22 protein-coding genes are annotated in these 24,292 nt (G+C 51.0%); 14 read left to right on the top strand and 8 right to left on the bottom strand.

The window, feature by feature from the left end:
- Positions 1-144 precede the first annotated feature (144 nt).
- The 3 genes from dnaB to ACM67E_RS04045 all read right to left on the bottom strand — a co-directional run bounded on the left by dnaB (position 145) and on the right by ACM67E_RS04045 (position 2,546).
- Positions 145-1,551, bottom strand: coding sequence for a replicative DNA helicase (gene dnaB / locus ACM67E_RS04035; protein WP_416192328.1), 1,407 nt, complete (start codon positions 1,549-1,551; stop codon positions 145-147).
- A 261-nt stretch (positions 1,552-1,812) separates the two neighbouring features.
- Positions 1,813-2,205, bottom strand: a complete 393-nt coding sequence (locus tag ACM67E_RS04040; protein WP_416192329.1) for an NF038104 family lipoprotein — start codon at positions 2,203-2,205, stop codon at positions 1,813-1,815.
- The gene (locus ACM67E_RS04045) at positions 2,202-2,546 is read right to left on the bottom strand and encodes a hypothetical protein (RefSeq protein ID WP_416192330.1); all 345 of its coding nucleotides are present in this window, start codon (positions 2,544-2,546) and stop codon (positions 2,202-2,204) included. Before ACM67E_RS04045 ends, ACM67E_RS04040 begins: the two co-directional genes overlap by 4 nt.
- A 188-nt stretch (positions 2,547-2,734) precedes the next feature.
- Between ACM67E_RS04045 and uvrB the strand changes: the two genes are divergently transcribed.
- Both uvrB and ACM67E_RS04055 read left to right on the top strand, forming a co-directional pair.
- Positions 2,735-4,762, top strand: a complete 2,028-nt coding sequence (gene uvrB, locus ACM67E_RS04050; protein WP_416192331.1) for an excinuclease ABC subunit UvrB — start codon at positions 2,735-2,737, stop codon at positions 4,760-4,762.
- Positions 4,763-4,929: 167 nt separating this feature from the next.
- Positions 4,930-5,622: a hypothetical protein gene (locus tag ACM67E_RS04055; RefSeq protein WP_416192332.1), complete on the top strand. Its 693-nt coding sequence runs from the start codon at positions 4,930-4,932 to the stop codon at positions 5,620-5,622.
- A 567-nt stretch (positions 5,623-6,189) separates the two neighbouring features.
- On the opposite strand, the gene ACM67E_RS04060 is transcribed toward ACM67E_RS04055, so the two are convergent.
- From ACM67E_RS04060 to ACM67E_RS04080, 5 genes are all read right to left on the bottom strand, one after another.
- Positions 6,190-6,477 carry a hypothetical protein gene (locus ACM67E_RS04060; protein WP_416192333.1) on the bottom strand — a complete coding sequence of 96 codons (288 nt, stop codon included), beginning with the start codon at positions 6,475-6,477 and terminating at the stop codon, positions 6,190-6,192.
- Between the two features lie 623 nt (positions 6,478-7,100).
- Positions 7,101-7,841: a DUF4400 domain-containing protein gene (locus ACM67E_RS04065; RefSeq protein WP_416192334.1), complete on the bottom strand. Its 741-nt coding sequence runs from the start codon at positions 7,839-7,841 to the stop codon at positions 7,101-7,103.
- On the bottom strand, positions 7,819-9,879 hold the full coding sequence (gene traD, locus ACM67E_RS04070; protein ID WP_416192335.1) for a type IV conjugative transfer system coupling protein TraD: 2,061 nt from the start codon (positions 9,877-9,879) through the stop codon (positions 7,819-7,821). The genes ACM67E_RS04065 and traD overlap by 23 nt, the downstream gene beginning before the upstream one ends.
- Positions 9,854-12,394, bottom strand: a complete 2,541-nt coding sequence (gene mobH, locus ACM67E_RS04075) for a MobH family relaxase (RefSeq protein ID WP_416192336.1) — start codon at positions 12,392-12,394, stop codon at positions 9,854-9,856. The genes traD and mobH overlap by 26 nt, the downstream gene beginning before the upstream one ends.
- A complete protein-coding gene (locus tag ACM67E_RS04080; RefSeq protein WP_416192337.1) occupies positions 12,391-12,819 on the bottom strand; it encodes a hypothetical protein in 429 nt (142 codons plus the stop codon). Before ACM67E_RS04080 ends, mobH begins: the two co-directional genes overlap by 4 nt.
- Positions 12,820-13,567: 748 nt before the next feature.
- Between ACM67E_RS04080 and ACM67E_RS04085 the strand changes: the two genes are divergently transcribed.
- The 12 genes from ACM67E_RS04085 (at position 13,568) to ACM67E_RS04140 (ending at position 24,269) form a co-directional block, all read left to right on the top strand.
- Positions 13,568-14,908, top strand: coding sequence for a GspE/PulE family protein (locus ACM67E_RS04085; RefSeq protein ID WP_416192338.1), 1,341 nt, complete (start codon positions 13,568-13,570; stop codon positions 14,906-14,908).
- The gene (locus ACM67E_RS04090) at positions 14,905-15,576 is read left to right on the top strand and encodes a DsbA family protein (RefSeq protein ID WP_416192339.1); all 672 of its coding nucleotides are present in this window, start codon (positions 14,905-14,907) and stop codon (positions 15,574-15,576) included. Before ACM67E_RS04085 ends, ACM67E_RS04090 begins: the two co-directional genes overlap by 4 nt.
- Positions 15,577-15,954: 378 nt before the next feature.
- Positions 15,955-16,479 (top strand): OmpA family protein, encoded by a 525-nt coding sequence (locus tag ACM67E_RS04095; RefSeq protein ID WP_416192340.1) that lies wholly within the window; start codon positions 15,955-15,957, stop codon positions 16,477-16,479.
- Positions 16,479-16,787: a type IV conjugative transfer system protein TraL gene (locus tag ACM67E_RS04100; protein ID WP_416192341.1), complete on the top strand. Its 309-nt coding sequence runs from the start codon at positions 16,479-16,481 to the stop codon at positions 16,785-16,787. The genes ACM67E_RS04095 and ACM67E_RS04100 overlap by 1 nt, the downstream gene beginning before the upstream one ends.
- Positions 16,787-17,701 (top strand): TraE/TraK family type IV conjugative transfer system protein, encoded by a 915-nt coding sequence (locus ACM67E_RS04105; RefSeq protein WP_416192342.1) that lies wholly within the window; start codon positions 16,787-16,789, stop codon positions 17,699-17,701. The genes ACM67E_RS04100 and ACM67E_RS04105 overlap by 1 nt, the downstream gene beginning before the upstream one ends.
- Positions 17,702-17,711: 10 nt before the next feature.
- Positions 17,712-18,524, top strand: a complete 813-nt coding sequence (locus ACM67E_RS04110; protein WP_416192343.1) for a TraK domain-containing protein — start codon at positions 17,712-17,714, stop codon at positions 18,522-18,524.
- A 1-nt stretch (position 18,525) separates the two neighbouring features.
- Positions 18,526-19,785: a TraB/VirB10 family protein gene (locus ACM67E_RS04115; RefSeq protein WP_416192344.1), complete on the top strand. Its 1,260-nt coding sequence runs from the start codon at positions 18,526-18,528 to the stop codon at positions 19,783-19,785.
- Positions 19,782-20,420: a TraV family lipoprotein gene (locus tag ACM67E_RS04120; protein WP_416192345.1), complete on the top strand. Its 639-nt coding sequence runs from the start codon at positions 19,782-19,784 to the stop codon at positions 20,418-20,420. Before ACM67E_RS04115 ends, ACM67E_RS04120 begins: the two co-directional genes overlap by 4 nt.
- A gap of 52 nt (positions 20,421-20,472) precedes the next feature.
- A complete protein-coding gene (locus ACM67E_RS04125; RefSeq protein WP_416192346.1) occupies positions 20,473-20,802 on the top strand; it encodes a TrbC/VirB2 family protein in 330 nt (109 codons plus the stop codon).
- A gap of 39 nt (positions 20,803-20,841) precedes the next feature.
- Positions 20,842-22,890, top strand: coding sequence for a DNA topoisomerase 3 (locus tag ACM67E_RS04130; protein WP_416192347.1), 2,049 nt, complete (start codon positions 20,842-20,844; stop codon positions 22,888-22,890).
- A gap of 57 nt (positions 22,891-22,947) precedes the next feature.
- Positions 22,948-23,508 (top strand): YcbK family protein, encoded by a 561-nt coding sequence (locus ACM67E_RS04135; protein ID WP_416192348.1) that lies wholly within the window; start codon positions 22,948-22,950, stop codon positions 23,506-23,508.
- Between the two features lie 242 nt (positions 23,509-23,750).
- A complete protein-coding gene (locus ACM67E_RS04140; RefSeq protein WP_416192349.1) occupies positions 23,751-24,269 on the top strand; it encodes a DUF3577 domain-containing protein in 519 nt (172 codons plus the stop codon).
- Positions 24,270-24,292 lie beyond the last annotated feature (23 nt).

A 24,292-nucleotide genomic window follows, 5' to 3' on the forward strand; every position in this document is an offset into this window, starting at 1 on the left:
GGAGTTTATCGGTAATGTGCGGTAATGCCGGGTTTTATTTTTTGGGGGGTACGCGTGGCAAGGCGTTTGATTTATTCTAAACGATATTGCCAATCCTTGCCTAATAAAATATGAAAAATGCTTGAGGCCGTCTGAAAATCTGTCTCAATCTTCCATCAATGCCGCTTCGGGAACGTAGGCGGCGTTGTCGAATTTGGTGAATTGCCCCATCCATGTCAGGTGGACTTTGCCTGTCGGGCCGTTACGGTGTTTGCCGATGATGCATTCGGCCAGGCCTTTGAGCGGGGATTCGGGATTGTAGTATTCGTCGCGGTACATAAACATAATCAGGTCGGCATCCTGCTCGATGGCACCGGATTCGCGCAGGTCGGACATCATCGGGCGTTTGTCGGTGCGCTGTTCGACGGTACGGCTCAATTGTGACAGGGCGATGACGGGGACTTGCAATTCTTTGGCCAAAGCTTTGAGCGAGCGTGAGATTTCGCCCAATTCGGATGCGCGGTTGTCGCTGCGGCCGGAACCGGACATCAATTGCAGGTAGTCGATGACAATCAGGCCGAGTTTGCCGTTGAACTGGCGCGCCAGGCGGCGGGCGCGGGCGCGCAGCTCGAGCGCGGTCAGGCCGGGGGTTTCGTCGATAAACATCGGCGCGTTGGTGAGCTTGATGACGGCTTCGTTGAAATTGAGCCAATGCTGGTCTTGCAGGTTGCCGGTTTTCAAGACCTGCTGATCGACGCGGCCGACGGAGCTTAAGACGCGCATTACCAATTGCGCCGCGCCCATTTCCATCGAAAAGACGGCAACGGGCAGCTGCGCTTCGACGGCGACGTGTTCGGCGATGTTGATGGAAAACGCGGTTTTGCCCATAGACGGGCGGCCGGCGACGATAATCAGATCGCCGGGTTGGAGGCCGGAGGTTTTTTTGTCCAAATCGATAAAGCCGGTGGATACGCCGGTCACTTCTTCGGGGTTTTCGCGCGAATAGAGCATATCGATTTTGGCGACCACTTCGTCCAATACGTCGGGCATGCTTAGGAAGCCTTGTTTGGATTTGGCGGTGCTCTCCGCGATTTGGAAGACTTTGTTTTCGGCTTCGTCGAGCAACTGCCCTGCATCGCGGCCTTGCGGATTGTACGCGCTGCGGGCGATTTCGGTGCCGACTTCGGCAAGCTGGCGCATGATGGAACGCTCGCGCACGATTTCGGCGTAGCGGCGGATGTTGGCGGCAGAAGGGGTGTTTTGCGCCAGGGTAATCAGGTAATTGAAGCCACCTGCGGGTTCGAGTTCGTCGTTACGCTCCAAGGCTTCCTGCACGGTAATCACGTCGGCCGGGCGGCTTTCGTTAATCAGCGTGGAGATGGCACGGAAAATCAGGCGGTGTTCGTGGCGGTAGAAATCTTCGCCGGTCACGACATCGGCGATTCTGTCCCACGCGGCGTTTTCCAGCAGCAGACCGCCCAAAACGGACTGCTCGGCTTCCATTGAGTGCGGCGGCAGGGATAAAGCCGTGACTTCGCGGTCTTCAGACGGCATATCAAGATAATCGTTCATGGCGGGCGTTCCAAAAAATGCTTTGAATGACGGACATAGACTTCAGGTTGAACCTTAATTTTGCCAAGGTCTCGGGCTGCTATTATCGCATGGAAATGTTTTTTAGACAGGTAGGCGGTAAAGCTAAAGCGGTATCGGCGAAAATATTTTTTTGAATCCAATCGTTAACAGATTGATTTTGATGAGGCCGTCTGAATTTTATTTTCAGACGGCCTTGAATCTTGCTGAAATATTTTGTCGGATGATTCAATTTCAGGCTGATTAATATTGTTCGACGGAATAACCCGGCTGCTCTGCTTGATAAGGTGCTCGTGTTTCATAAGCGTTGCCGTCGGCATCGATGGTGATGTGGCGAGGCTGCGCATTCGGTTGCGCAGGGTAGGTGTAAGTGGCGTTCGGCTGCGGGCGGTATTCCGGCTGCGACACTTTTTGCGCCTCCTTTTCTTTGCGCGCTTTTTTCTTTTCTTTTTTATCCTCGTCTTCGTCGTCATCATCGGGAATGGCTGCGCCAATTAAGGCCCCGGTGCCTTTTACGGCCAATTTACCCGCGGTGAACACGGTTGTCGCCGCCAAATCCGCTGCGGCGGCCACCACGCAGCCGCTGAGAATGAAGGAAGCCGCCAGCGGAAGAATCAAGGTGTTGAATTTCATCATTTTTCGCATCCGCAATGTTCACCGTGTCCATGCTCGTGATTAGGGCAACCTGAGGCGGCTTGATGCCAGGCATCGTCGTCGCCGTCGAATTCTTCCATTTCGTCGAATTCGCCGTTTTCAACCAAGGCAAGCAGTTCTTCCAAATTGTGCGCGCCTTCGACCCAGAAACACGGAATATCGGGCGGCGTATCGGGAGCCAGTAATGCCGCGATGCCGTCGTGCCACGCGATCCAATAGCCGTTGGCGGTTTGGACGAATTGCGCGTCGGGGTGGATGGTTTCGTTTTGCGTGCCGACCAGCATACGTTCGGCAATGTCGGCTTGGAAAGGTAGGGTTTGCATATCTGGGTTCTATTCGGAAAAGTTATCAGCCGCTATTGTAATAGGCCGTCTGAAAAAAATACAGCCGTAGATTTTGCCTGATTTCTGTATGGTTTGATGACTCTAAGGGGCGAAACCAACGCGTTTTTCAGACGGCCTTTTTGTTATAATGTTATGTTTCCCAATGTATTTTAAGGCCGTCTGAAAAAATGCAAGTCATCCAATATCCCAACTCCCCCTTCAAACTCCACCAGCCTTTCCCGCCCGCAGGCGATCAGCCCTCCGCCATTGCCGGTTTGCTCGAAGGGCTTTCAGACGGCCTTGCTTACCAAACCCTGCTCGGCGTAACCGGTTCCGGCAAAACCTACACGATGGCGAACGTGATTGCGCAGAGCGGCCGCCCGGCCATCATCATGGCGCACAACAAAACGCTGGCGGCGCAGCTTTATGCCGAAATGCGCGAGTTTTTCCCTGAAAACGCGGTGGAATATTTCGTGTCGTATTACGATTATTACCAGCCCGAAGCCTATGTTCCCTCCCGCGATCTGTTCATCGAAAAAGACAGCGCGATTAACGAACACATCGAGCAGATGCGCCTTTCCGCCACGAAAAACCTGATGACGCGCAACGACGTGATTATTGTCGCCACCGTATCCGCGATTTACGGTATCGGCGACCCGACCGAATACCAGCAGATGGTGCTTTCCGTGAAAGAGGGCGACACCATCGAGCAGCGCGACATTATTTCCACGCTGGTTTCCATGCAGTACGAACGCGGCGAAATGGATTTCAAACGCGGCTCGTTCCGCGTGCGCGGCGACGTGATTGACGTTTACCCCGCCGAAAGCTCCGAAAGCGCGCTGCGGATTTCCCTGTTCGACGACGAAATCGACCGCCTCGACCTCTTCGACCCGCTCACCGGCGGCAGCCTGCAAAGGGTGGGGCGCTACACCGTGTTCCCGTCCAGCCACTACGTTACCCCGCGTGACACCGTTTTGCGTGCCTGCGAGAGCATCAAAGCCGAGCTGCGCGAACGCATTGATTTCTTTACCAAAGAAAACCGACCCGTCGAGCAGCAGCGCATCGAGCAGCGCACCCGCTTTGACCTCGAAATGCTCTACGAAATGGGTTTTTGCAAAGGCATCGAAAACTACAGCCGCCACTTTTCCGGCAAAAAAGAAGGCGAACCGCCGCCCACGCTGATGGACTATCTGCCCGACAACGCCATCATGTTCATCGACGAAAGCCACGTTACCGTCACCCAAATCGGCGGCATGTACAAAGGCGATGCATCGCGCAAGCAAAATCTGGTGGACTACGGCTTCCGCCTGCCCTCCGCCCGCGACAACCGCCCGCTCAAATTCCACGAATTCGAAAAAATCATGCCGCAAACCATCTTCGTATCCGCCACCCCCGCCAAATACGAAGAAGAACACGCAGGGCAGGTGGTCGAACAAGTCGTGCGCCCTACCGGCCTGGTCGACCCGCAAATCATCATCCGCCCCGTCGGAACACAAGTCGATGATTTGTTAAGCGAAATCAATGACCGCCGTGAAAAAGGCGAACGCGTGCTCGTCACCACCCTCACCAAGCGCATGGCCGAACAGCTCACCGACTATTACAGCGAACTCGGCATCAAAGTGCGCTACCTGCACAGCGACATCGACACCGTAGAACGCGTTGAAATCATTCGCGATTTACGTCTCGGCCTCTTTGACGTGCTCGTCGGCATCAACCTCCTGCGCGAAGGCCTCGACATCCCCGAAGTCTCCCTCGTCGCCATCCTCGACGCCGACAAAGAAGGCTTCCTGCGCTCCCACCGCAGCCTGATCCAAACCATCGGCCGCGCCGCCCGCAACGTCAACGGCGTCGCCATCCTCTACGCCGACAAAATCACCGATTCGATGAAAGCCGCCATCGACGAAACCGAACGCCGACGAGAAAAACAGATGAAATTCAACGAAGAACACGGCATCGTACCGCAGCAAATCAACAAAAAGGTCAAAGACATCATCGACGGCGTGTACCACGAAGAAAGCAGCAGCAAAGGCCGTCTGAAAAATAAGGGCAAGGTCAAAGTCGGCGAAATCCACACCGAAGAAGACGCGCTTAAAGAAATCGCCAAGCTGGAGAAACAGATGCAGCAGGCGGCCAGGGACTTGCAGTTTGAGGAAGCAGCGGTGTTAAGAGATAGGATTCGGGGGATTAAGGAAGGGTTGTTGTTTGGGGCGGAGTAGTTCGTTTGCTTAATTTTATTTTTTTAAGAGTGTATTAATGAAAAAATATGTTTATTTTGATTACAATATCATAAGCTATTTAAGGGTGAATCAATTCCCTGAATTAACTGAAGCATTTGAACGGTTAGATAAAAAAAAACCATATTTTAGTTTTTAGCCCTGCTCATTTGGAAGATATTGCTGTTACGGAAATGCAAGATAATTATCTTGTCGACATAGCAAGGGAAGAAGTGGAGTTTTTGAGAAAAATTTGTCATCGTAATGCATTAAGACCTACTAAAAGGCATGAACCAGTTGAATTTTATGATGAGTCTCCTTTTGATTGCTATGAAAGAGTATTAAAATATTATGATAGAAATAAATTGGCGGAATTCATTGATAAGCAAGTTTTAGCAGAAGTTAATGCAAATAATGCTCCTGAAACCGATCCGAAAATTATGGCTAATCTTCCAGTCGATACGGTATTAGCTCGATATAAATCGGAAATTATTTCTAATTTAGCAATAGAGGCTAATTTAAGCAAAAATGAAGCTAGGAAAATGCTAAACTGGAACTTTAAACAATTTAGAAGGAATTTTGCTTTATTAGAGGGATATGTAAATCTTGCAGCAAATTGTTTAGAAAAAATTGGATTTAAAAGGGAAAAAGAAGAGAAATATCGTTCAAGATTACATGATGTTTCACATATAATTTATGCTGCTCATGTCAATATTTTTGTTACAGATGATAAAAAATTAAATCCAAAAGCTAAAGCTATTTATTATTCTATAGATGTTCCCACTCAAGTTATGAATAAAAAAGAATTTATTGAGTATGCATTAAATCTTAAAAAGAGCAAGCAGGCCGCTTTAAGGCCGTAACCCAACAACCGTTACCGCTTCGGAAACCTAACCGAACCCCTGTCGTCGCGTTGGGTTACGGCGTACCGCCTAACCCAACCTACATGGCTGCTGTTTCGTCGGGTTACAGCCACAGCTTTACCCAAGAATTCGTAGAACCCGTAGGTACGGTTAGCCGCCCAAAGCGGCGTAACCGTACGAATGTGTGTCAAAGTCTGCCTACATCCAAACGCCGTCTGAAAACGAGTGTAACGGGTTTCGCTAAAACCGTTTTTCAGACGGCGTAACTGTTTTCTGCATTACCGATCGCTGCCTGCGTACGGTTACGCCGCTTTGGGCGGCTAACCGTACCTACATCGGGAAACGGGTAGGGGGGCACCGCTTTGGAATGCTTCGGCATGATAGGTTCACACCTATTCTACATTCCCAAATACTTGTTTTTCAATCAAAAGGCCGTCTGAAAATCTTCAGACGGCCTTTGACATCAATACAAGACAAAGACAAGTGAAAAAGTTGCCTATATCGAAATGAATGAAATCGTCAAAGACAGATTGGGACGGACTGTTTAAGTCACCCAATCTGACCTGTTTAACGGCAATGGCGCGGGCTGACGGTGGTGAATTCCTGACCGTTCGGGCTGTACACGCGTGCGGTTACGCTCTTGCCTGCGTGGATTCTGCATACCGCGTCCAGCGTGGCATCCAGTTCGTATTCACGCACGGGCAGGCGGGCGCCGCGGGAGACTTGGCGGCCGTCGCGCTCGAACACTTTCACTTCGTAAGTGCCTTGCGGGTAGTCGCTGCTCTGTTCGGGCGAACCGGCGGACATGCAGGCGGCAAGGGGCATCAGGCAAAGCAGGGCGGATAATTTTTTCATGGCGTTTCCTTAAACAAACCGTTTGGCGGTTCAGTGGTTGAAAACGTTATTGTCGCACAAAAGGCCGTCTGAAAGCAGGTTTTAGCGAAACTCGCTACACTCGTTTTCAGACGGCCTTTTGTGGGGCGGATACGGGGGAATGGGTTCGGAGAGGCAGGTTGGGGCAGGCTGTTTTCAGGCCTGCGGTTTTTTTGAACAATACAGAAACATCAGAGGCCTGGATTCCCGCCTGCGCGGGAATGACGGGATTAAGGCGTTGCTGCTGGCAAGGCCGTCTGAAACAGGTGGGTGGGTGTGAATCCGCTGTTTCGGGGTGTTTGGGCATGATGGGTTGATACCCATCCTACGATGACAGGCCGTCTGAAAGATGTTTTCTGTTAGTTCAGTTTGACACTTGCCCCCAAGGAACAAGCAGAGAGAATTTTTGAGAATACCGTAAAAAAATTTTTTACGATGTGCTGATATTACCCCAACTTTTCTTATCTGACAAATATTTTGATAACAAAATTTTGACAAAATAAAAAATCTCTGATTCGCAGACTGACTTGATTCTGCTTCCGACAAAAACAAGCCGCTACTTTAAAATAGCGGTTTGTTTTTGTCGGTACAATCAGATCATGGAATTAAAGGTATTTTTTCAGGTACTTGGCCTGTAAATAAACCATAGTTGATACAGCACCGACGGGTATGAACAGCCACAAAGGCGACATCGGCCAAGGACAGGCAAGATAGCCGAGCAGGCTGCATGAAACGATACCGGTACGCCAATATTTCGCACGGTGGTAAATGCCTGCGCTTTCCCTAGAGGCATTTTCTTGGCGGATACGCCGCTGTACCAAACCGTCCGTTACAACCGGAATGCAGAGATACAAGGCAAAAAGTCCTATGAAGGCAGCATTTCCCAAACGTAGGGAGATAATACGCAGGGTTTGGTCGAAACGTTCCAAGTAGTATCTGTTGGATTCCAAAAACTGTTCTTTGATGTTGTAGCCAATGTCTCCGGGTGAAGTGGCCAACAGATAATTGACCGGTATCCATTCATAAAAAACCGTACTGAGTGCCGTATAGACATAACGGGTAACGGTCAGATTCAGAGCATTTTCAGATAATCTGTTTTCTGTTTCAGGTTTTTTGGGGGATGCCGGATGCAGTTGCTGCCAAACTGTTTGCTGTCCCAGCTGCGAAGTGGCCGATAGTTCCTGTTCCAGCAAATCCGGTCTGTGGAACCAGTTCTGCATGATGATGGAACTTCCGAATACAATGGCGGTAACCAGCAGGATAATTTTGAACCATTTCAGCGGAGCGGTCAGAAACCGTAAAACCAGTGACTCGGCAATGAAATCACCGTGCTGCTTCTTCGCCATAGCGTTTCCCTTCGGTAAAAACGTTTTCTGTTTCTTCCGTGCGGCTCAATCTGACAATTTCGCGCATTTTTTCTGCCATATCTGTCAGGTTTTCGGGGACATCCGCATCCGGATCAGGTAGCGGAAGTGGCAGCCGGAGCTTATACAGATTGCCGCCCTCGAGCAGGGCAAATGCTTGACCTTTAGGTAGGGCGGTTAGATCGGACGGCATCAGCATCGGTACGGTTTCGCTGCTAAGGCGGTCTTCGTTATGGCTGGTAAAGTCTTCGTATCCTTCGGGAAACGCTACATCGCCTGCACCTGAGACCAAAGTGCCTGTTACTACGCGCACATCGGGCAGTTGCGAGGTCAGCATTTGTGCGGTGGATTCCAGTTTTACCCGCAGCATAATCATGGTATTGAAGTTGCCACCCATTTGTTCGGCTTTGGCTTTGGAACCGATTTTGGCTTCGACATCCGACCAAGTTTGCGTGTAGGCGGTTACTTGGTAGCCTGCACCGCCCGCTTTGTTGAGCATGGGGATAAACTCGTTGCCGATGAGTTCGTTAAACTCATCGGCATGGATGGCTACCTTGCGTTTACCGGTGGCGGAGGATTGCCCGTAGCCGTGTCCGTGTTTGTAGATTTGCCCGGCCAGCGACGTCAAGTCGGCAAACATGGCATTGCCTACCGCTGCAGCTACTTCAGCATCGGTCAGCGCGTCCAGTCCGACATACACAACGGCGTTCTGTTCCATTACTTTGCGCCAGTCCATAATCGGGCGGGTGTCGTTCAGGTTTTCAAAATCAGGACTGATGAGTTCCACCACCTGACCACTCGTGAGCTTTTCTAACAAGGGGTACAGAGAGCTGACCAATTTTTCAAAATAACTGCGCTCATTGCCTAAAATTCCAGTAACCGCATCGCTCAGTGCGTCATTCAGGTTTTTCTGTTTTAAAAATTCTGCAAGACGTACGGCCTCCATGCTGCGTCCGGTTTTTCCGACTTGTTTCTTCTGTGCATCGGTCAGATCAAAATCGCCGAAATCGTTTTGCCAGCCGGGAAGGTGTCTGTTTAGGATGGAGGCGAAATACTGTGCAGCCAAATCGTCTACGTTGACGGCACAGCGGTAAATCAGGATGTAGCTCGGCTTGATGGCCAAAGCCTCCATCATTTTGCCCAACACGTTTACAAACCGCCATACGAAATCACGGAATGCGGCAGACTGCCCCTCATCGGGCAGTTGGTTGGCGATACGCGTGGCGACTTCCGTGATGCGTGTGAAGTCCCCGATAGGATTGTAGCGGCAAGATAAATTCGGAAAGCCAAGATGGAACATATAGAACGGCCTCCCTGCTTTTTTTGCTGCCTGATACATGGCCAGCATCAATTCGGCATCGCCTTTGGGGTCAAAAGTAATCACGGTGTCGCCGCGTATGATGTCCTGGTTAATGAGGATTTCCGCCAGACGTGTTTTGCCTACTCGTGTCGTTCCCAGCACAATGGTGTGCCCCACACGCTCCGACAAAGCAAAGTAGACATCCTGTTCTTCGGGTTCAATGCCGTGAAGTTCCGGTTTTCCGCCGACAGGTGGAAGCGGTGCGACGGGGTTCCACCATTTGGACGATGATGTCAGGCGTGTCAGAACGGTATGTCCTACCGTATCTATTTCCTTTTGTCGTGCCCACCGGTAGAGATACCCCGGTTCGCGCAGGTAATCGTTTTCAGGCAGCCTTGCCATCAGTAGACGCTGGGTGTGCGTTTGCGTCCACTTGAAGCCTTTACCGAGAAACAGGGCCTTATCCGACACCGGAATCTGTCCCGGAGTCATGGCATAGTAGCTCAGGCGGCTGAGATTTTTGCGGTAACGGCGGATACGCAGGCCGTCTTTCAGGCGGTATGCCGACAAACCCAGCAGCAGGGGTGCGCCGATATAGAAAACCGTTGCCGGCAGCGGTGCAGCCAACAAACCGGCTGTGCCGGCAAGATAGCCTGCGCTGCTGATGAATTCGTAGGGCTTGCGGTAAACGTTTTCAGGCGGTTTGATGGTCAGTCCCATGGGCTTCTCCTCTCATCGGTGTGCTGGCAGACAGACCCGCAGCCAGCAGATCGTTTTCGGCAATCAGTATGTCGGGGTTATTCGGCGGGCGGGTATCGGCGCGGATGATGTGGTAGAGGTTTTTTTCCGGAATCAGGTAGCAGCTGAACAGCCTGCGTTTGCTGCCTTTAGCCGTTTCTACATTGAATAATGCGGTACGCTTACTGCGCTGATGCAGTTTCAGGCTGGTAAAGCCGCGCTGCGCCCTCAGACCGGGGCAGTTTTCGTCATTTTTATTGAATACGCCGCCCGCGTAATCACGGAAGATGGCAGGCGTTACTAACAGCATACCCTGTGGTGTGAAATGTACGGTTGCTCCCGTCTGGTTGACGATGATGCTGCCTTCTGCCAAACCTTCGGCCAGCCACATCCAAAAATGGCGTCCGTCTTCCTGCTGGCGCAGGCGAATATCTTCGAAAGCGTCTTGCGGTTTCGGATTGCTTTGTATGTTTTCTATAGATTCGGCTGTTTCGTCCGAAACCGCAGTCAAGGCCAGTTGTGCCGTTGTTTCGGCCAGTCCGTCCGGCCCGCTTTGTGTATGCACCGATACAGGGCGCGGTGATTTTGCCGGTTTGCTGCGCCTTTGCGCCTGAATTTCGGCTACACCCGCTGCTGCACTTTCCTGTGGCGGCAGGGAAACATCGGCCATATCCTGTTTAGCCTGTCTGCTTTGATCGGCAAACAGCTCTTTGAGCATTTTCATGCTGTTTTTCTGCGTCGGTTTGGGGGTTGCTGCATTCACAACGGAAACTGACTGGACAGCCGGTGTATCCGGCACATCTGTTTCCTGTACTTGACAGTGATTTTCCGGTTCGGACGGCTTATCCGCAGTTTCCGATTTCGTATCCGGAATACCGTCAGGTGCTGTTTCAGTATCCTCCGCATCTTCCAGCAAGCCGTGTTTGGCCAGTAGGGTATCTATGCCGCCCGCACTGGTGGCAGAGGCAGTTTCGGCTTTGGCGGATGTGGAAGGTATTGGTGTTTTCTCCGGTATTCCTGTTTCAGTTTCCGTTTTTTCAGGAGAAATATCGGCTGCGACAGCCATAAAGGCAGGTTGGGCTGCCGCTTCCTGTGTCTGTACGGCAGGGGTGTCCCCTCGTTTTCTGGGCGGCGGCGGTATGACGGTTTCGGTTTCGGGCGGATTGTCTGCCGTTTCCGGCAGCCCTGCATCCGTGCCGCGCGGTTTGCTGTTTTGGTCTTGGCTGATGCTGAGGCTGCCTGAAAATTCGGAAGGGTAGGAAGAAGCATCGGGATACAGGGTTTCCAGCCTGAAAGCCAACATGGTAAACCGCTGCGCTTTCGTTTCGCCGTCATTGCGTCTGAAGGCAATGTCTACGGCGACAACCGCACGGTGTTCGTCCTGCGGGTTGGACAGAACGGCTCCGTACTCGAGCAGAGTATCGAAAATGCGCTGGTTGTCGTTCGGAAAAGATGGTGCGGCAGGATGATTGTTGCTGCGAAGAAACTCGCGTATGCGGTCGGGAACGTTTTTGGAAACCATATATACGGTATCGCCCTGACGGAACAGATCACCGCCGGCTCCGGCTGCGATGCTGAACCAGCGTCCGCGTTCGGACAGCATTTCACGCAGTGTTTCCATTACGGTTTCTATCAACGGGGTGCGTTTGGCGGCGGCGAAACGCTGGCGCGAACCCGTTTTCAGATCGCGGGCGGTCGAAACCATGTCTGCTTTACGGATGATGTCCTCAAAGGGGCTGTTTTCGGACTGTCCGCTCAGATAGGTGCGCAAAGCGATAATTAAATCGGGATCGGATTCCGACAGCCACCGGCGTACATGTCCGGGAACGATGGCCGGAAAGAACGTCCATGCAATTTCGGTATGCAACTTATAGGCAGCTTTTTGTTCAGGAAAAGAAACACGGTAAAACGTTCTTCCGCTCTGTGCCATACTACCTGCATCCGGCAGCCATATGCTGCCTGTTTCCCGTTCAGGTCGGTCGAACAGTTCTACTTTGAAGCCGGTAAGCGTTTTACCGATGTCGTGCAGTAATGCGGCTGTGAGGATGCCGAATTTCCATGCGACCCCCAAACGCGCCATGTCTTCGGTTTTTGAGTGTGGCGGCCAACCGTAGCCGGCAGCGGCGGTCAAGGCCAGTGCGGCCACGTCTAGTGTGTGCCGTACCAACCCTCCGTCGCCTGCGTGATGGTGGGATTCTGATGCAGGCAGCCGCTGCACGAAAACGATGTATTCGTGCAGCATGGGCAGGGCATCTTTTTGCCAATTTTCATCGGACAGTCCGAGATTGGCTTTGATATTCGCCAGAGTAGGGGAGAGGTCCAGAATACGGATCAGGCTGGCCGCATCAAGAATGCGCAGTTTGTCTCCTGCGACGAGTACCTCCGGCTTGTCCGGTGTCGCAGGAGTGGATACGTTTTTTTCGGGATGATAGAAGAAATACAGCAGAACCAGCATTAAGGATAACAGCGGTACGGCAAACCACAACACGGACATCATCGGCCACCATTCAAGGCTGCCTGAAACCAAGATGCTGCCTCAGATTCAGAGATGTGGGCAGGGCTGCTGATACACAGGTCGACAATGGCCGTATGCCGTGCAAACGCATGAAAAGATTCTGTTAAACTGTTCCAAGCAACGTTTTTCCCACTGTTCAGACAGATACCGGCTGCCTGAAAATAAAAACCTTCGAACTGCTGTGCCAGTTTTATTGATAATATAGTGTCGTCCGTATCCTCACGCAGACCGTCCAATAGAGAAACGGTTTTCTGTATCAGCCAAGATGACGTATTACTGCCGTCAAACTGTTCCAAAAAACCGCCACATTGGATGATAAGGCAGGCTAGAACCGTGCCCCAAGAATCGGACAGGTGCGGAAATCGGTTCAGGCTTTTATTAAGCTGCGGAGAAAGGACGTCGTACATAGGGGAGTACCGCATACGCTGTTCAAATAACTTCACTATGCGTAAAACGTCCCGCTGTATCAACAAACAATCTAAAAAAAGCATATCTACTTTGTTTCTTGACTTTTTAGAAAGTCTTGAAAAATGGGCGAGAAGGCTTTTTTCTTTTTTTAAGCATTTGTTATTTCAAAAAAATAACAAATGCTTTACCTTTATCCGGTTTGCCTTTCGGCCTTTAATGGCGTTTTTCCCTTACCCATTAGGCTTTACCTTTATCCGTTAAGGCTGTTCAAAAAGGCAGTATGCGTGTTTTAAGCATACTGCCTTTTTGGCTTTTCAGATAAGGCCCTTACCTTTGGTTTTTATTTTTAAACAGTGTGTTGCAGAAGAAGGGAGTGCCTCAAGAAAATTGAGGTAACCGATAAATATCCGAAAAAAGTGTCTGAATGTCAAGAAACAAAGCAAATCTGGCTTTTTTGCTTTGTTTCATGACTATCAAAAAGTTTCCGTTAACAATGGCATGAGGACGGCGAATGTATTGCTGTCCGCAACACCGACCAACCGAAGCAGCCGATTTGCAGACAGATGGGGGCATTTGTATTTGTGCAGGCCGGAATTTCCGGTTTCAGGCTGCGTATGTTCTGGTTCGGATAGTCTGCATCCTCGGGATGTGCTGTACCGCCATTTTGCCCGATGCGAATCGCACCGCATCGGAGACTATCCGAACCCGAGTATATGTGTGGGCGGAAAACCAATTAGCGGATACATCATGGAAACTGTTGAAAATCATAACCCGGATAGCCCTGTGGGCAGACCTTCGACCATAGGGCTGCTGCTGCAAGACAGCGGTAAAACCTATGATCTGGGTGTGGCCGAACGCTTTATCGCCACCTCTGGGCGTGATGGAGGCGATAAGCCCGTTGTGGACTTCCTGAATTGGGTTTTTCCCTATGCCGCATCAATCAAGGCATCTGACATCCATTTCAGGGATCAGGAAAACGGCTGTCAGGTGCGTTTGCGCGATCGCCAGATGAAATTGTCCGATCAATGGCTGTTCAGCCGGTTTGCCGCACAAACCATCGATGAAAAAATCCGTGCCAAATGCAATATCAGCAGTAGCGACCGGGAGTCGCCGCAGGACGGTTCCTTTTGGCTGCTCAGCGAAGACGGCAGCACGATGGTGGATGTTCGGGTCAGTATCCTGCCCACACGCTACGGTCAGAGTATCGTCTGTCGTATTTTGAATCAGGAAAATGCAGGGTTCGGATTGGATGCGGTATATATGCCCGACTATATCCGACCCGTATTGGAGCAGGTGCTGGCTGCCGAACAGGGAATGATTGTTGTCAGCGGTCCGACTGGATCGGGTAAATCGTTTACTTTAAATGCCTGTCTGAACCATATCAATACGCCCGAAAAAAACCTCTGTACCGCCGAAGACCCTGTGGAGTATCCGATTAAAGGGGCAAACCAAGTCAGTATCCATCCGGTACACCGGCCGTTTGCCCGTGTGGTGCGCGGTTTTATGCGCCATGACCCTGATGTAATCCTAGTCGGCGAAGTGCGCGATACGGAAACGGCCAATGCTGCAGTGACCGCCGCCAATACCGGACACTTGTTGTTGACTACCACACATGCGAACGATGCAGCAATGACATTGGAACGTTTGGCGGGATTGGGGGTAGAACGCTATGCACTGGCGGATGCGGTTTTGGCATTTTTTGCCCAGCGGCTGCTCAATAAGCTGTGTCCGCATTGCCGTATCGAAAAAGATTGGCAGTCTGAAAACGATTATCGGATTTTACCTACCCGTTTTCCTGCCGAACGCTACTTTGTCAAAAAACCGCAAGGCTGCGAGTATTGTAATGGCGAGGGTTATGTCTCACGCATTCCCGTAATGGAGTTTGCACTCAATTCGGTGGCGGTACGGCAAGCATTACTGGACAACGACAGTCTTGCATTGGAAACGGCATTGCAGTCGCAGTCCACCTACCGTACGCTCAATGAAGCGGCGTTGGAAATGTCGGCTCTCGGTTTGGTCGATTTTGACGATGCCTGCCATATCGGCAGTCTGACCGTTGATATTTTGTCGGAAGGAGCACGACTATGACATTCAACCGCCGCATGTTTCTGTTGTCTGCCGTTACGGCAGCTTTTTCCGCCCGTTCGTGGGCAGAGGCGGGTAATCCGTTCGGACTTCCGCCCGGAGAGGCAGGGCAGCAGAATGATTTGTCCAACGTTATCAAACCCTATCTGGCAGTCGGTCCGTATGAGGGAGATCGGCACCGCGTCTATATGTTCTTAAGCTATGAATGCCCGTATTGCGAACAGACATGGTACGGCCTCGGACAATGGGGCAGTACGCTGCCCGAACCGTTCCGTTTTGTGTATGTACCGGTTTATACGGGTAATAAACGCTCGGATGCGGCAGCCACCGGATACTATGTGGTTCGGGATTTGGCTCCCAGCCGTATCGGGGAATATAACCGTCTGGCCTTCGATACCGCACGCCACGCTAAAACGGCGGATGACTATATCGGTGTACTGCGGCGTATGGGTTTTAACAGGGACGCGGTCAAGGCCAGCCTGAACAAGCAGCAGACGCGTGACCGCATCGCCAGAGCCATGATGCTTGCCCGTAATTACCGAATAACCGCTACTCCTTTTTTTGCTGTCGGCGGTCGTTATACGACCCATGCAGGATTCACAAACGGCAATTACCAGATGTTGGTGCAGCTGTTGAACGGATTGGTATCTGATGTCGTTCAGGGCAAATAAATATTTGGTGATGGGAGTGGTGCTGCTGTTATGGGGTAGTTTTCTGAGCATACGACCACTGCCGCCGATTTGTCACTTACCTGACGGCGGTAACGGGACGGCCCGCTATACGGGGGAAGATGTTTACCGACCCATGAGACAGGCTCTATACGCTTCGGCAACGCTGCATTTGTTTCCTGTATGTTTCGGAGCCGTTAGGGCAACGGACGGTTTCGGTTGGACTTATACAACGGCGGAAACTGTGCAGAAACAGGCTTATGAAATATTCGTCCGTCAGGCCGAACTGCATCCGAAGATATTGCGCGGACTGGGATATGCCTTTTTGTTGTGGCACGTCCTGCTCCTTTTTCATCAACGATACAGACGAAAAAAAAACGTATGAAAAGAATTTTACCCGTCATCCTGCTTTCAGGCAGCCTTTTGGCAGCCTGTTCGGTGCCGGACGAACCGCCTGAGCCGAAGCCGGTACAGCGTACGGAACTGATTGTCTTGCGGCAAAGCACATACAGTGATGCTGCATTGATTGAAGAAGAGGAAGGTACTTACATAGGACAGCCTCAGAAAACCAGTCCGTTCGGTATTGTCCTGTCGTTCCATCATTCGGATTACGGACAACGCAAGCTGTTGCACACCGTGTATTTCAAAACCGATTCCGCTGCTTTGGGTGCATTCGAAAAGCGTCGTCTGTCTGAACTGGCACCAGCATTGGGCCGTGAGGGCGTAACGCTGTCCGGCTATGCGGATCCCCGTGCTGGTACGGAGTATAACAACCGTTTGGCCGCACGCAGGGTAGCCAATGTTGCCAAGTATCTGGAACGGCTGGGTGTGGCTGTCAACAGAGACTGCGTTTTCGGCGAAACCCGGCTTCCCGATAGTGATTTATGTGAATGGAGAACGCAATAATGAATCATCAATCCGTTGTTTTTCCTGAGTATGTAGATACCTTACCCCAGTTTTTGTTTATGGAGTCGGATGATATTTCTGTCTTCATATCCGGCATGATCATTGGCGTTATCCTGCAATACGCCATGCGCAATCCGGTCGGAATGATTATCGGGATTGTACTGGGTATATGGATGGCCTACCAATACGTTAAATTCAAACGCAATACTCTACCGGGGACGCTGCTGCACATGATGTATTCCTTGACGGGTCTGGTTCCCCTGAATGGCCGCTTTGCCAACGGATTGCTGAAAAGGGTAGATAACTGATGCAGTGGCCAACTTTTAAAATGAAATTCCGCGATTCTTTGCAAACCAATACTATTTTAGGAATGGTATCTCTCGGCCTGCTTGCGGTAGTCGTGCTGCAACAGATTAAAATCAACGGTGATCGGGAACGGATTGCACTGAAACCGCCCCATGCCTTGTCTCAGGAGGTCATGATAGGTTGGGACAGTGCTTCACAAAATTATCTCAACAGCTTTGCACTCTACATTGTCGGCACCATGTCGTCGGCCACGCCACAGACGGTGGATCATATCGCAAACGTTATGGAGCCACTTTTCGACCGGCAGCCTTGGCAATTGCTAAAACCCCAACTGATGGCCATCAAGAATAATCCGAACTACATCGGGATCAACCCCGTCAGCAATTTTACCCCAACCGCCGATCTGATCTACGAACCCAAAACCGGCAAGATTTTTATTCCCGGCAAACTGGTTTCCTCGGCATACAGCAAAGGCGGTATGACACAGCTCGGTGCGGTCGATCTGACGTATGAAATTGTAATGCATGTGGTGGACGGCATTCCGAAAGTCAAACATTGGTATGTCTATCCGGGCGAACCCCATACCTTGAAATGGGCTGAACGCTATCCTGAAAAAGCCGAGAAGGAAGAAGCAGACCGTAAAGCGCAAATCCAAATCCTGCCGACGGTGCCGGACAGTGAAATCCGTTTCCCGACCGAACAGGCTTCTACTACCGAAAAGGTCGAAAAGGCGGAGCCAGCATCCAAACCGGAGACTCAGCCCTCCGGACAGTCCACCGCGCAACCCACACCGGATAATGCTTCAGGCGGTATACCCGGTGTCGTCATGCCGCCTGCCGATACCGCACCGAGTGTGAATCCGGCCGCATCCCCTGCCTCCGAACCGTCCGGTCAAAGCCAAGCCGACTTGCTGTAAAGGAATCCGCATGAAGAAAACCATTTTATCTGTTTTGGCTGCCTGCGCATTGGTTTCACAGGCATCCGCACAAACTGCCATCCGGGCGCAAGATTATGCAAAACGTCGGACGGTGCAGATTACGACTCCGACCGGTACATTTCTGCCTGTCGGGAGCAGTATTCAGGAGGGAAAAATACGCGGGGTGCATAGTATTGTGTCGTCCTATGGAGAGAACCACCGCATTACCATATCCCGCAACCATCCGAATATCATCAATACACCATTTGCACGCGCTCATGCAGTAGGACTAAAGCAGCATTACGATCTCGGATCCAACGGTTCGGCCATATTGGTCACGCCGAAAACCGGTAAACCGTTTTTCTTGTCGATTACCGATGCGGACAATCCGACAGGCATGCCCATATCACTGACATTGGTGCCGTCCTCCAAACTGTATTCGCAAACCATAACTGTTTCTTTGGGTGGACGTCACGGTGCAGCCTCATCTGCTGGCAGCAATAACGGTTTTTCGCAAAAACTGGCAGCAGTCATCCGCGACATTGTGATGCTGAAAACGCCTGCTGGATACAGTGTCCGACCGCTGAACCATAAGTTCTCAATGGGCAACGGCATGGCGGTGGCACCAGTTGAACGTTACAGCGGCAGCGAGTTCGACATCTACCGTTACCGTCTGAAAAACAGAAGCCGGAAACCACAAATACTTTCCGAAGAAATGTTCGGTGCCAATCCGCGCGTATTGGCTGTCGCTTTCTATCCGAAAATCCGGGTAAATCCCGGCGAGAGTACCGATGTACTGATTATGGTAGGCAGGGAGCGGTGAAATGGGATTGAAAGAAAAATGGAAACACGCCAACGGTAAGCAGAAACGGAATATGGCCTTGGCAGGCGTAGTCGGACTGATTGTCGCCGCTGCTATTGCGGCCGCCATTACCGACAGCGTGCGGGGTACCGGTGTTGGTAGAACCAAAACCAACATTACCCAAGTTGTCACGCCAAATCAGCGGAATCTGACCATGGAAGGGTTGGCTGCCGAAATTTATGCCATTCGGCAGCAAATGCAGCAGCAACAGGTTAATGCTAAACCGACCGGCATGACGGCGGAGGAGCAGGAACAGAAAATGCGCCAAATCATCGCTGAAGCATTGTCAGCACAAAATCCGCCTACTCAGGCTGCATCATCGACCAGCGGATTTGTTCCGCCAGGAGAGTTACCGAAAGACACTGGTAATGCCCCTCTCGCTACCGACAGTGCAGCCGCAGTACCCGGCAGTGGTACGGCAGATGTAGAAGGGGAGGCTGACACAAACCCTTATCAAACGCATACCAGTAATAGCAGTTCTGCCGGCAAGTCCGCTGCGTCCGAACCTACGGCAGGTGGATCAGGTAAACCGGATGCCGCAGCCAAACATTCCGGTAATTATATTCCGCCGGGATCACAGCTGTCGGTTATTGCTATTTCCGGCATCAATGCACCAACCGGCAATGCGGCGGAAACAGGCAAGAATTCCGATGATTCCATGCCGGTGTTACTCAGGGTTAAAGGTTTGACCAAGATGGCCAACGGATTCCGTACAGACTTGTCCGACTGTCTGATTGTCGGTAGTTCGTACGGTCAGCTTGCCGATGAACGTGCCTTTGTCCGCCCTAAAACCATTACCTGCATCCGTTCGGACGGCAAGGCTGTCGAGGCGAAAGTGTCGGGCACTTTGATGGGTGAGGATGGAAAACCCGGCTGGCACGGGCGTCTGGTGTCGCGCGACGGCAAGGCGATTGCACAGATGATGAAAGTCGGTGCCCTGAATACCTTTGGCCAAATGGGTGTCGCAGCGGCGGCAACCGCCAATATCAGCGGTAAAGATGGCAGCGGAAACAGCATCAATATTGGTACAGGCAGCTCGGGAGGGCAAGTGGCTCTGAACAGTGCGGCGCAAGGCATCAACGATATTTTCGGGCGTGTGGCCAGCATCTACGAGAAATATGCCCAACAGTCATTCCCCGTCATTGAAATCCAGCCGTTAAGAACGGGAGAAATATTGATTACCGAGGGGCTGACCCTGGAATATGCGAAGGACAAACGATGAAAAAACGTATTTTACTGCCTCTGCTGCTGCCGGTTTTGTTTTCAGGCTGCGCCTCATCCATGAATACAGGTGCATCCGATCTGTCTTGCAGTATTGTCAATCAAGGTAAGAAAGGCCGCTGCATGAGTATGAGCCAGGCTTGGGAGGCATCCGAAGACTACCGCCCGGAAGACGGTTTTGTGTACGGCGGCAGGGCGGCTGCGGTTACGCCATTCCTGCCTGAAACCATACCTAATATGGCGGCCATAGATGAACCCAAACCTCTACTGATGCCTGCGCAAGTGTTACGCGTGTGGATTAATGCTTATGAAGATGCCGACGGAAATCTGGTTTATCCGAGCCGGGTATTTTCGGAAGTGACCCCACGCCGATGGAATGTAGGTTATTCGGCAGCGCAGGCAGTGCAGTCTTCACGGATCGTGACACCGTTAATCGTCAAAGAACAACCACAGACCACAACAGTTTCATCTGCCCCACAGGTCGGAGTTTCTTCATCGGATGCCAAACCGTCAGCTGATGACGGAACGCAGCAGGAAACCGGTGCATCTGCGCAAACGGAACTTCCTGCACCTACGCAGGCAGCCGAACCTTCAGCAACGCTGCCGGCCGGTGTTTTGACACCACCTTTACAGTAATAGTAATAACCTTTTTTAACAAAGTGATACAAGTATTAAGGGAGACCTGAAAATGAAATGTTCCAACCTCATCCGTTACGTTGCCGGTGTCCGTGCAAGAGCAGCCGACAAAACAATACAGCTTGCTTTTGCTGTTCTTACCAGCTTGATGTCCATGCCGGCGTTCGCCGGTTCGGACACGACCTTTTCGTCTATGGTCGATTGGGTGCAGGACAAACTGACCGGTTCTATGGGTGCACTGATTGCTATTGTTGCCCTGCTTATTGCCATTATTTCGTCACTGATGGGCAAGTTCACGGCGTTTCTGATTGTTTTAGTCGTTGTGGTTGCAGGTACGCTGGGCGGTGCCATCGTCGTCGGTTTATTTACGGCCGTATTCTAAACGTCGGTCGTGTTCCGGCTGTATGTCTGGCTGGATTTTATGGGGCATGAGGTGGGTATTGTGAAGCTTTTTTTGTGTGAAAAACCATCGCAAGCAAAAGATATCGGAAAAGTACTTGGCGTTTTAGATGGTCGTTTTGACGGCTATTATCAAAAAGGCGATACCGCCGTGACTTGGGCATTCGGCCATATTCTGACTCAGGCTATGCCCGATGCCTACGGCGAGGTTTATGCGGATTTCGGCAATATCGAATCCCTGCCTATACTGCCTCAGCAATGGAAGATGGAGGTGCCGTCCAAGACCGCCAAACAGTTCAAGGTCATTAAAGGGCTGTTGGCCAAAGCCGACGAGGTAGTCATCGCTACAGATGCCGACCGCGAAGGCGAAGTGATTGCACGGGAAATTTTGGATTTGTGCGGTTACCGCAAAAAAGTCTCCCGTTTCTGGACCAGTGGTTTGGATACTGCCTCAGTCAAAAAAGCCTTGGCATCCATTATGCCGGGCAGGCAGAAAGAAACCCTGTATCAGGCAGGTTTGGCACGCTCCCGTGCCGATTGGCTGGTCGGGATGAACCTGAGCCGAGCCTACACCGTGGCATATTCTGAAGGTTTCGGCAAAGAGCATACGTTGTCCATCGGCCGCATTCAGACACCAACCTTGAATCTGGTGGTGCGGCGGGACTATATCATCGATAACTTTCAACCCTATCCGTATTATGTTTTGAGTGCCGATTTTCAGACGACCTCGAAAGAGGTTTTTGCAGCAGTTTGGCAGATACCCGAAGCCCTTAAAAATCCAGACGGCCTGTGTACCGATAAAACCTTCGTTACAGACTTGGCCAAACAGTTGGACAATGCGGCGGGTACTGTCGTGTCAGCCAAAACTGAGCGCAAAAAGACACCGGCTCCTTTACCGTACAGCCTTTCCGCTTTACAGAAAGAAGCCGGTAAAAAGCTAGGTATTTCCGCTTCAAAAGTGTTGAAAATTGCCCAAGAACTGTACGAAAAACACAAAATTACCTCTTATCCGCGCACCCCGTGCCGCTATCTGCCCAAGTCACAGCAAAACGAAGTGGCCGATGTGTTTGCGGCTATGGCTGCTATCGATGGCAGCCTTGCTCCGGTGTTGGCCAAAACCGATCCTAACCGCCCGTCACGGGTATGGAACGACGGTCAGGTCAACAAACATTCGCACCATGCGATTATTCCGACCAAAACTACCAATTTCAGTCTGTCTCAACTGGATAAAAACGAGCGTGAAATCTACCTGATGATACGCAACCGTTACATCGCCCAGTTTTACCCGGACTATGAATACGATGCAACCGTCATTTTGGTAGAAAGCTGCAACCAGCAGTTTAAAGCCGTCGGCCAAACCCCGAAAGTACAGGGCTGGAAGACGTGGTTAGGAAAAACAGACGAAGACGGTAGCGATGATAACGACCATGCCGTATTACCAGCCGTTTCAGACGGCCAACAGCTGACCGTAATCAGCAGCAAACCTGAAACCAAGAAAACCGCTCCGCCGCCGCGCTTTACCGAAGCAACGCTGCTGGACGAAATGCAAACCCTCTCCGATTTTCTCAAAAGCGTGGACGACGAACAGGTTAAAAAAATCCTCCGGAGTACCGAAGGTTTGGGAACGGAGGCTACCCGTGCCAACATCATCGACCGTCTGTTCGAAATGGGCTACATGGAGAAGCAGAAAGGTAAAATCGTTTCCACCGAAAAAGGTCGCAAACTGATTGCCCAAATACCGGCAATAGTGGCCGATCCTGTTACCACCGCCAAGTGGGAACTAGCTTTGGCCGGTATCGAATCGGGTAAACTGACCATGGAGGACTTTATGGCTTATCAGGGAGACCTGATCCGGCAGTTAGTCGAACAGGCCAAAACCGATGCAGCCAAACGTCCGAAACCGTCAAAGCCGGTTGCCAGCAAACCAAAACTGGCCAAACATAAAGTCGGCGATATTTGTCCCGATTGCGGCGGTACGTTGTTGGAAAAAGCGTTGAAGAATGCACCGGATAAGAAATATTTGGGATGTTCGAAGTATCCGGAGTGCAGGCATTTTGAGTGGCTACAGTAAACACCGGATTGCACCATATTGGTTTTGGAGCAGCAATAAATGACAAGAAGGGATTTTTTGGTCAAAAGCCTGAGGTCTGCCACAGCGGTTTATGCGGCAGGGGCTACCGGTATTCTTTTTTCGGATGAAGCTTTTGCTTTGTCGGAAAGAAACGGGTTTTGGAGGCGGAACCGGCTGCTGGAAATGCGCCGTGCCGATACAGGTGAACAGGGTAAGATTCTTTTTTACGACACGAAACAAGGCTATATCAAGAACGGCTATCTTGCCGCCCGTTGGTTTTTGCGTGATGCCAAAGACAATAATGCCGTTACCAATATCGATACGGGATTACTAAACCTGCTGTACGGCTTGCAGGAATGGGCACGAATAGCTGGAAAACCCAACCCCCTGATTACTGTAAACAGCGCATACCGCACCCCAAGACGCAATGCCTCCATTGAAGGAGCCTCAAGAAATTCCCTGCATATACAGGGCAGGGCAGTCGACATTACTATGCGGGGCATCGGACTCAAACAGCTGGCGGATATGGCTGCACATTTCAATGCGGGAGGAATCGGTCTGTACGGCAGCTTTGTCCATTTGGATACGGGCAGAATCCGGAATTGGCGGGGTAGGTAAGTTAATCTTAACGGATAGCTTGACAAAGTTTGTTCGATATGTAACTATAAAACCGTTTCAAGTGTTTTGTTGCTTTCACCCAAAAGCAAAGGTGCATCTACCGTTCGATATGCACAAACCGATTCGTCGGTTTACGGTTTTTTATTTCAACTCGTGCTCAAGCACATTTTCTTAAAACCCTTTGGGGATACTCATGTCCCCTAGGGAATGGTGTATCCCCTGTTTTTTTTGGAGATTACACCATGTCTAACCAAACCCAACAAGTATCCGCCTACTTCAATTTGACCGCTGACGGCGTTGGCTATCTCAACCGCCCGCGTACTGTTCAGGCCAAAGGCAAAAGAAGTTCCGAATACTTTGCCTGTACCATCCAAGCCCTTCACGGAGATGCCGACGAAAAATCCCGCTTTGATTTGCGGATTGTCGGTGGAGAAGCGAAAGATCTGTTTGCCCGCCTGCTGGATGAATTTCCCGCATTGCTGGACGCAGACTACAAACGCAGACCCACTGTATTTGTAGGCTTCCGTGCCGGAGACATCACTCCGATTGCATTCGAAACCAATGCAAAAGACGACCAAGGTAAGCCCATCAAGATCACAACACCGTCCATTGACGGCCGTTTGTTGAAATTCAAGTTTATCAAAGTCAATGGCGAATACTGGTACAAATCTGAAAACAGCCATTCCGATGATGCTGCCGAAACCCAAACTGATGCCCATGCTGATGTGCAGGATACGGCTGTAGAAGAAGTAGCTGCCTAACCGCAGTCTGACTGCCTAGGGAA

Source organism: Neisseria sp. CCUG12390, assembly GCF_047837985.1.
Lineage (GTDB): Bacteria > Pseudomonadota > Gammaproteobacteria > Burkholderiales > Neisseriaceae > Neisseria.